General features: G+C 56.0%; 7 protein-coding genes. 1 reads left to right on the top strand and 6 read right to left on the bottom strand.

Annotated elements, in window-relative coordinates; all coding sequences use genetic code 11:
- Positions 1-43 precede the first annotated feature (43 nt).
- The 6 genes from V6C16_RS04935 to V6C16_RS04910 form a co-directional block, all read right to left on the bottom strand.
- Entirely contained in the window at positions 44-766 is a 723-nt protein-coding gene (locus V6C16_RS04935) for an ABC transporter ATP-binding protein (protein ID WP_333535600.1), read from the bottom strand.
- Between the two features lie 8 nt (positions 767-774).
- The gene (locus V6C16_RS04930) at positions 775-1545 is read right to left on the bottom strand and encodes an ABC transporter ATP-binding protein (protein WP_333535599.1); all 771 of its coding nucleotides are present in this window, start codon (positions 1543-1545) and stop codon (positions 775-777) included.
- Positions 1546-1610: 65 nt separating this feature from the next.
- Positions 1611-2666, bottom strand: coding sequence for a branched-chain amino acid ABC transporter permease (locus V6C16_RS04925; protein WP_333542833.1), 1056 nt, complete (start codon positions 2664-2666; stop codon positions 1611-1613).
- 120 nt (positions 2667-2786) lie between these two features.
- The gene (locus tag V6C16_RS04920) at positions 2787-3701 is read right to left on the bottom strand and encodes a branched-chain amino acid ABC transporter permease (RefSeq protein WP_333535530.1); all 915 of its coding nucleotides are present in this window, start codon (positions 3699-3701) and stop codon (positions 2787-2789) included.
- A 184-nt stretch (positions 3702-3885) separates the two neighbouring features.
- Positions 3886-5055, bottom strand: a complete 1170-nt coding sequence (locus V6C16_RS04915) for an ABC transporter substrate-binding protein (protein ID WP_333535529.1) — start codon at positions 5053-5055, stop codon at positions 3886-3888.
- A gap of 881 nt (positions 5056-5936) precedes the next feature.
- Positions 5937-6221, bottom strand: a complete 285-nt coding sequence (locus V6C16_RS04910) for a hypothetical protein (RefSeq protein WP_333535528.1) — start codon at positions 6219-6221, stop codon at positions 5937-5939.
- Positions 6222-6691: 470 nt separating this feature from the next.
- On the opposite strand from V6C16_RS04910, the gene V6C16_RS04905 reads away from it, so the two are divergent.
- On the top strand, positions 6692-8607 hold a 1916-nt coding region (locus V6C16_RS04905; RefSeq protein ID WP_333542832.1), incomplete at its 3' end, for a methyl-accepting chemotaxis protein.

The raw sequence follows: 8607 nt of genomic DNA, 5'->3' as shown, positions 1-8607 counted from the left end.
GTAAGCCGCAGGGCCGCCGGGTGCGAAACAGCTTTGCGCCCGTTTATGCGCCCAGGTATGCGGCCTTTATTTCAGGGGTGTCCGCCAGTTCGGCGGCGGTTCCCTGGGCCACAATGCCTCCGGTGTCCAGCACATAGCCCCGGTCAGCCACCTGAAGGGCCAGGCGGGCGTTCTGTTCCACCACGATGACGGTGAGTCCTTCGCTGTTGAGCCTTTTGAAGGTGCGGAACATGTCGTACATGAGCAGCGGCGAAAGGCCCATGGACGGCTCGTCCAGCAGGATGACCGAGCAGCTTGTCATCAGCGCCCTGCCCACGGCCAGCATCTGCTGCTCGCCGCCGGAGAGCGTATCGCTGCGCTGGTGAATGCGCTCTTTCAGACGCGGAAAAAGGTCAAAAACCCTGTCCATGTCTTTTTCCACGCCGCCGTCCTTGCGGGTCCAGGTGGCAAGCTTGAGATTTTCGCGCACGGTGAGGTTGCCGAAAATATGCCTGCCTTCGGGTACAAGGTCCATCTTGAGGCGCGCCACCACGTTGTGCGGCTCTGTTTTGAGTATGGACTCTCCCTTGAAGCGTATGTCGCCGCTGAACACCGAGGGAGATTCCGGCGGGGGCAGGCGCATGACCGCTTTGAGGGTGGTGGATTTTCCGGCGCCGTTGGCCCCGATGAGCGTGACTATTTCGCCCTCGTTCACATGAAAGGATATGCCGTGCAAGGCTTCTATCTTGCCGTAGCCCGCATAGAGATTTTCCACTTCAAGCAGCATGATGCCCCCTACACGTTCTCGTCGCCCAGATATGCCTTGATGACATCGGGATTGTTCTGGATTTCCTGCGGTGTGCCGCTGGCGATGGTCTGGCCGAATTCCACCACGGTAATATGCTGGCAAAGCGACATGACCACCTTCATCTGGTGCTCGATCATCCAGATGGCAATCTTGAACTGGTCGTAAATCCAGCCGATATGCTTGATCAGGCCGTCCACATCGGACGAGTTGAGCCCGGCTGCCGGTTCGTCCAGCAAAAGCAGCTTGGGGTCGGTGGAAAGGGCGCGGGCCAGTTCTACCCGGCGCTGCAGCCCGTAAGGAAGGTTTTTGGGCAGTTCTTCCGCCACGTGTCCCAGTTCCATAATTTCCAGAATTTCCGCCGCCTTTTTCTTGACGCGCTTTTCCTCGCGTCCGTAGCGGCCCGTGTTGAACCATGCGTCCAGCAGGCCGTAGCCCAGGCGGCTGTATTGCGACACGCAGATATTGTCCAGCACCGTCATGCCGGGCCACAGGCGGATGTTTTGAAAGGTGCGCGCCATGCCCAGGGTGGTCACCTCATGCGGCGCAAGATTGGGCCGGTACTTGTGGCCGTCAAAGATGATTTCGCCTTCGGTGGCGTGGTAAAAATGCGAAGCCAGGTTGAATACCGTGGTTTTTCCCGCCCCGTTGGGTCCGATAAGGCCCGTGAGGCTGTGGTCCTCTATCTGTATGTTGAAGCATGACAGCGCGATAAGACCGCCGAAGCGCTGTGTTACGTCTTTCATTTCAAGCAGTGCCAAGGTTCGCCCCCAGTACGTTGTCAGTCATTGAACACGTATTCGCACAACAGTGACGCCCGCGCCGCCTATTCCACGCGGGCCGGGGCAAGCAGCCTTTTGAGCCGGGGAAAAACCTGGGTAAGTTCGCGGCCGCCCAACAGCCCTTCAGGACGAAACTGCATAAGAAGGATAAGAATGAGGGGAATGAGCACCCACTTCCATTCCTGGCTGATCATGAAGCTGTCGGGAACAAAGGGCAGATGATGCATAAGGTCGCTGAGGGCGGGCAGGGCGAAGCGCAGCACCTCGATGAGCAGTGTAAAGAGTATGGCCGCCAGCACCGAACCGGAAAGTGAGCCCATGCCGCCCAGATAAACCATGACCATAGCCTCGGTGGACTTCATGATGCCGAAGCTGTTGGCGTAGATGGAGCTGAACATGTGGGCATACACAGCTCCGGCCATGCCAGCTATGCCTGCGGACACCATAAAGGCCACAAGTTTTACCTTTTTGGTGTCGACGCTCATGATTTCCGCGGCAACCTCGTTCTGGCACACGGCCGGAATGCCCTTGCCCAGGGTGCTGTTCACGAGCCGGTACAGCATCATGATGGACACCATCACAAGCAGCACCACCCACACCATCATCCACGGCAGGTCGGCCACGCCCTCCATGGCGCGCACGACGCCGCGCATGCCGGAAAGGCCGCGCGGTCCGCCCACCAGATCAATATTGATGATGAGGGCTATGATGATGTAATTGGCCGCGATGGTAATAATGGCAAGGTAGTCGTCGCGGGTCTTGAACGAAGGCAGGGCTACCAGCAGGCCGAATATGGCCGCCACGCCGCCCGCCACAAGAATGACCAGCGGAAAGAGCAGGGGCGCCAGTTCCGGCGGCAGCAGGGGCGCGCCCACGAGCTTGTTGTTGGTGAACAGGATGATGGAGATAAGCCCGCCAACATAGGCCCCTACGCACATGAAGCCCGCATGCCCGCAGGAAAATTCTCCCATGTAGCCGTTGACCAGATTAAGACTGGCGGCAAAAACAATATTGATGCCCATAAATTTGAGCACGGACAGCCAGTAACCGTCTATCCACGAAAACTGCTCGGCACAGATGAGCAGCACGCCGACAACCATAAAAAGCAGGCAGTCGGTTTTCTTGCAGGTGACGACGCGCTTGATGGCATAACCGAAGCAGAGCAGGGCGAAGATTGCGAGTATGATTTGCACAATGGTGAGCAGCATCTCTGACTCCGGCTATATTTTGGTCGTTTGGGGGGTTCCGAAAATGCCTGTGGGCCGCATCCACAGAATGAGCAGTAAAATAGTGAAAGAAAACAAATCCATATAAGTGGATGGCAGAAAGGCCACCACCATGATTTCCACAAAAGCCAGCAAAAATCCGCCCACAAAGGCCCCGCGTATGTCGCCTATGCCGCCTACCACGGCGGCGATAAAGGCCTTCCAGCCGATCATGGCCCCCATGTATGGCTCAAGGGTGGGGTAGCACATGGCGAAAAGCATGCCGCCAAGCCCGGCGATGCCGGAACCGAGAATAAAGGTGACCACAATGACGCTGTCCAGGGGAATACCCATGAGCGGCAGGGCGAAGCGGTCCCAGGAAACGGCGCGCATGGCCATGCCCACCTTGGTGCGCGTAACGATGGTTTGCAGAACAATAAAAACGAGAACAGCGGCCACAATAACCCAGAGCTTCAGGTTGGTGACCACCAGCGGGCCGATAGAGTAGACTGTTTTGTCCACCAGTTCGGGCAGTTTGCGTTTGGTGGCTCCAAGCAGGGCCAGGTTGCCGTTTTCAAGAATAAGCCCGCACATAAGGGCCGTAATGACCACGTACAGGCGGTGTGCGCCCTTGCGGCGCAGGGGACGGTAGGCCACGCGCTCAATGGTTACGCCCACAAAGGCCGTGAGCATCATGGTCAGGGGAATGGTAAGCCACAGCACGGTCTGCTGGGACAGGCCCATGCCGTCGGTGGAAATAAGCCAGGTGGAAACAAAAAAGGCGATGTACGCACCTACCATGAAAATATCGCCATGCGCGAAGTTGATAAGGCGCAATACCCCGTAGACCAGAGTGTAGCCCAAGGCTATGAGCGCATAAAAACTGCCCCATTGCAGGGCATTGAGCATCTGCTGCAAAAAGAAATCCATAGGGCACCCGATTCGGTATGAGCGGTTGGGGCCGGATACGGTCTGCCGGATGCGCAGGGGGAATATGGGCCTTGGCCCGTATGCGCTCTCCGTGCCGTAAAGACCCTCGGGCAGTGTGTGCCGTGAGCACCCGCCCCCCGCGGGCGCTCACGGCCTGCCATCCCAGGCTTGTCAGCAGGTCTGGCTATTTGGGACAGACGGATTCCACAAAGGCGAAGCTGCCGCTGTCAGTTACCCGGACGATAACCGCGCACTTTATGGGGTCGCCATTGTCGTCAAATTTCATGCTGCCGGTGATGCCGTCAAAGTTTTCAATGGCGGCCATGTTGTCGCGAATGATCTTGCGCTGCTTTTTGAGGTCGGGATCAACCTTGCCGGCATTCTGTATGGCCTGAAGAACGATGTTGATGGAGTCCCAGGTAAGGGCGGCCACATCGTCAGGCACATAGCCGTATTTGGCCTTGTACTTGTCGATGAATTCGCGGGTTTTACCCGTGGCTCCCTCGGCCGTGTAGTGGGTAGAGAAATACTGCCCCACGCAGTCCTTGCCGCAGAGGTTGAACAGTTCCGCCGAACCCCAGGCGTCGGAACCCATGAACGGTCCCTTGTAGCCGAGGTCGCGGGCCTGCGGCACGATCAGGGCAGCAAAGCTGTAGTTTTCGGGTACAAAGATAAAGTCGGGCTTGGCCGCGATGATCTTGGTCAGCTGGGCGGAAAAGTCCTGGTCCTTGGGACCGTGAGATTCCATCGCTACCACAGAACCTTTGCCGTGCGTCTTTTCAAAGGCTTCCTTGAAATTGTCGGCAAGGCCCTTGGAATAGTCGTTGGAGACCTCATACAGCACGGCGGCCTTTTTGGCATTGAACTGCTTTGTGGCAAAGTCCACGGCCACAGGCGCCTGGAAGGGGTCAAGGAACGCGCCGCGGAAAACCCAGGGGCGTCCGTTGGTGGCATCGGGATTGGTGGACCAGGGGGTGATCAGGGGAACTTCTTCATCATTTGCCACGCCGCCCGCAGGCACGGCCTGACGTGAAGACTGCGGGCCGACAATGGCGTGAACCTTGTCGCGCGCGATAAGCTTGAGGGTGACGTTAACGGCGGATTCGGGCTTGGATTCGTTGTCTTCATAGATGAATTCAAGGGGGTAGTACTTGTCGCCCACCTTGAGGCCGCCCTTGGCATTGATTTCTTCTTTCAGCATCTCAGCCGCAAACTTTGAGCCTTCGCCCACCTTGGGTATCTCGCCCGTAAGGGGGATGGGGAAGCCGATTTTAATGGGCTTTTCTGCCGCAAGGGCCGCCTGTCCGACAAAAAGCGACAAGGCGCAGGCGGTCACCAACTTGAACAACTTCATGAAAGCCTCCCGGTGGTTTACGTGCAGGATTGAAAGGGGCTTGCCCCATGCAGGTTCCTTAAGCAAGAACGGTTCCACAGCAGGGATATGACTGAAATGATAGATATATTTACACCAGGGGCTGTAAAAAAGCCAGCACGGGGAGCATGGCACTGATAAAATACTACGAAAAGGTCGAAAGTTGACATTCGGACGTTTTTTTTAGTCCAAAATGTCATCAAGTGTTTTAGCGGACAGATATGCCCTTTTTGTGAAATATTGAATTAATGTTTCTAACATTATGTTTTATCTGGTTAATTTTTTACAGATCAGGATTGTGGCCGCAACAGATGAAAATGAAGGCAGTTTTCATTGTGTGGTTGTACAACCAGCTAAAATTATTAAGTGTTTACATTAATGAACCTTTGGCAGAGGCGTAAAATAAATATACATAAATGTAGGAAAAAGACAAAAATCTTTCTTGATGTCCGGAAGAAAAAGTAAAAAAATAAGATAATATGCTTATATTAAAGCATATACAAATTTCTACCAAAAGGTAGTATATATCGTCCTGCCCATTGGGGGCAGGAGGGCGGATAAGGCATTGCCGGCATGGGGGGTGGGACTGTCGGGGGGATGCCCGCGCTGGTGCGGGGCCTTTTGTGCAAAAAGATCAAACAGCGTTGCGGTATGCTGCGCTGCTTGCCGCCGTTGCCTCGGGTCAGGTCTTGGGCTGGAGCGCCGCGGCGTTTTCGGGCTGAGCGTGCTTAGTGGCCTGTCAGAGACACTGTTGCAAACGCTGTGCCGAAAAACGGAAAACGCGGGCCTTATTCCCGCGTTTTCTGCTTTCCGCCAGCATGGCGTATGAAATATATGATCGTGTGCCGCCTGTGGCGGCGTGCTTATCTGCGTTTTTTGCCGATGCTGCGGTACAGAAAAAATATGGCCGCAGCGGCCAGGGGAATGCCGAGATAGGTCAGCATGTTCCAGCTTTCCTGTACTTCGATGTCGGAAAGATCGGCAAAGATCCGTTCCAGAAGATAGAGGATAAAGAGCAGGAACAGGCCGGTGAAGAGCGGGTGGTACCAGAAGAACTTGAATCCCCGCTTTTTGAGCATATGGTGCACCCAGGTAAAAAGCAGGGCGATGCCAAAGCCCACCAGTGCCCACGTTACATGTGTACTCATGCCTCCCTCCTGTTTAAATGCCTTCTCGGGCTGCCCTTGGGCCGTCTCTGCCAAGCCAGCCCATATAATCATGAAACGGTCCGTAATGCCATAAAAAATCCGCGTCCGGCGCGGCAGAACAGGCTGCATTGGAAAATTTCGCGCGAAGCCAGAGCTATTGGCGCTTGCGCCGCTCTGGCTGCCCCCATTGCGCGGTCTGCGCTGCGCAATACTTCAGCCATGAACCCGGATCAGGTTCAAGAGGTAAATGCTCTAATGTTTTTTTCACAGGCAACGATTGTAGTCAGTACCTCTTTTCATGCTCTTCAGGGTTTTGGCGAATGGTGAATATGAATTATCAGATATCTGTGCATGTGTTTTTATGTGATAACAAATAATATCTATTTTCAGATAATAAAAAATGTTGTCAACAAGCCTTGCGTGTCATACATGGCTAAGACTTTGTTCACCTCAGCGTCAGGGGGCGCATAATGCGACAGATACGCATTAATACCATATGCACAGTTTCCATAACGGCATCCATTTTCATCATAATAGCGGTTCTGGTCGCCTATGTTTCCTTGTCCTCATACCGCATGATATCGGGGGTCCAAAGCGAGGCTCTGGATCAGACGGCCCGCCTTGTGGCCCAGTCTGCCCAGAACTACATTGAGCAATCTGTGGACGTAGCCACAATTCTTTCGGGGCAGGAGCACGTTCGCGAGGCTCTGGCGGGTTCGCCCGAGGCGGCGGCCGAAGTGCAGAAGCTTTTGCACACCTATGTGAAGTCCTTTCCCTCGTACTGGTCCTTTTTTGTTTTTGACCTCAAGGGGCGCATTGTGGCGGGGCTTAACGCCGCGCAAACAGACATGACCGGTGGCGACCGCTTTGACCGTGACTACAGCAAGGCCATCTTCGGCGGCAAGGATCTGGCCTTCAGTGGCAGCGTCATGGGCGCAACCACTGATCCCACCATGCTGGTGTATGTGGTGACCAAGGCCGTGTACGCCCCGGACGGCAGTCTGCTTGGCGCCGTGTCCGTATGCCCGCGCTGGAGCGATTTTACCGCAAAGACCATCGACCCCATACGCCAGGGCCGACGGGGCTACGGCTTTGCTCTGGATACCAAGGGACGGCTTATTGCCCACGGCACCAACAAAAAGCTGCTGCTGCAGGACCTTTCCGGCGAGGACTTTATCGCCAGGGCCATGAAGGCCCAAAAGGGCGTTATTGAATACCCCTGGGAAGGCGAAAAAAAATTCATGACCGTGGCGGCCATTCCGGCCACGGGCTGGCTTGTGTGCATGAGCGCCTATGATGCGGAGCTGGCGGCTCCGGCCACGGCGCAAAGCCTGGTCCTGTGCGGGGTGGGGCTGGCCGCCATAGCGCTGCTGGCCGGCCTGCTGACCTATATCAACCAGCATTTTGTGTTCAGGCCGCTGCGCGCGCTGACCAGCTTTACGGAAAAAGTGGCTTCAGGCGACCTCAAAGCCCAGATGCAGGGTCGTTTCAGGGCAGAAATGGCTACGTTTGCCGGTCACTTGCGCGACATGGTCGAAGAACTCAAGCAGCGTCTCGGTTTTTCACAGGGTGTGCTGGACGGCATTCCCACGCCCTGCGGCATTGTGGGGCCGGATTTCAACATGGTTTGGGTCAATCAAGAAATATGCCGTCTGCTGGAAAAGCAAGGCCCGCTCGAATCGTGGACAGGGCAGCGTTCCGGCCTGTTTTTCTACGGCGATGCCCGCAAGGAAACCCTGTCAGACAGAGCCATTGTGGAGCGCAAGGCCCTGTCGCTGGAGTTTGACCATCAGACTCCTTCAGGGCGCAAGCTGCGTGTGCTGGCGCACACCACGCCGTTCTACAATCTTGACGGCACGCTTCTCGGTTCCATCGCTTTCTGGAATGACCTTACCGAGATATACAATCAGAAAAGCCGCATTGAAGCCCAGAACGAGGCCATAGCCAAAGCCGCCGCCGAAGCGTCGCACCTGGTGGAAGAAATGGCCGGGGCATCAAGGCGTCTTTCCGAGCAGATCAGCCGTTCCAGCCAGGGCGCGCGTGAGCAGAGCTCGCGTGTGTATCAGACGGCCACCGCTGTGGAGGAAATGAACGCCACCATTATGGAAGTGGCAAAAAATGCCGCGGCCACCTCACAAAGCGCCAATACCGCCAAGCAGGAAGCGCAGAGCGGCGCGCATCTGGTCACGCAGGTGACCGCCGCCGTGCAGTCCATCCACGAAGAGGCGTCACATATGACCGGCATCATGAGCGATCTCGGCCGTCAGGCGCAGGGCATCGGAACCGTCATGGGCGTTATTTCCGACATTGCCGACCAGACGAACCTGCTGGCCCTCAATGCCGCCATTGAGGCCGCCCGTGCCGGTGAAGCCGGGCGCGGCTTTGC

The sequence above is a fragment of the Desulfovibrio sp. 1188_IL3213 genome (assembly GCF_036763145.1).
Taxonomy (GTDB): Bacteria; Desulfobacterota; Desulfovibrionia; order Desulfovibrionales; family Desulfovibrionaceae; genus Desulfovibrio.
Note: the sequence above shows the minus strand (reverse complement) of the source record. Positions and strands in the feature narration are given on the sequence as shown.

Excerpts from the sequence above, each read along its gene's own strand:
- V6C16_RS04910 (WP_333535528.1), bottom strand. The coding sequence starts at position 6,221 with ATGAGTACACATGTAACGTGGGCACTGGTGGGCTTTGGCATCGCCCTG.
- V6C16_RS04935 (WP_333535600.1), bottom strand. The coding sequence starts at position 766 with ATGCTGCTTGAAGTGGAAAATCTCTATGCGGGCTACGGCAAGATAGAA.
- V6C16_RS04920 (WP_333535530.1), bottom strand. The coding sequence starts at position 3,701 with ATGGATTTCTTTTTGCAGCAGATGCTCAATGCCCTGCAATGGGGCAGT.
- V6C16_RS04915 (WP_333535529.1), bottom strand. The coding sequence starts at position 5,055 with ATGAAGTTGTTCAAGTTGGTGACCGCCTGCGCCTTGTCGCTTTTTGTC.
- V6C16_RS04925 (WP_333542833.1), bottom strand. The coding sequence starts at position 2,666 with ATGGTTGTCGGCGTGCTGCTCATCTGTGCCGAGCAGTTTTCGTGGATA.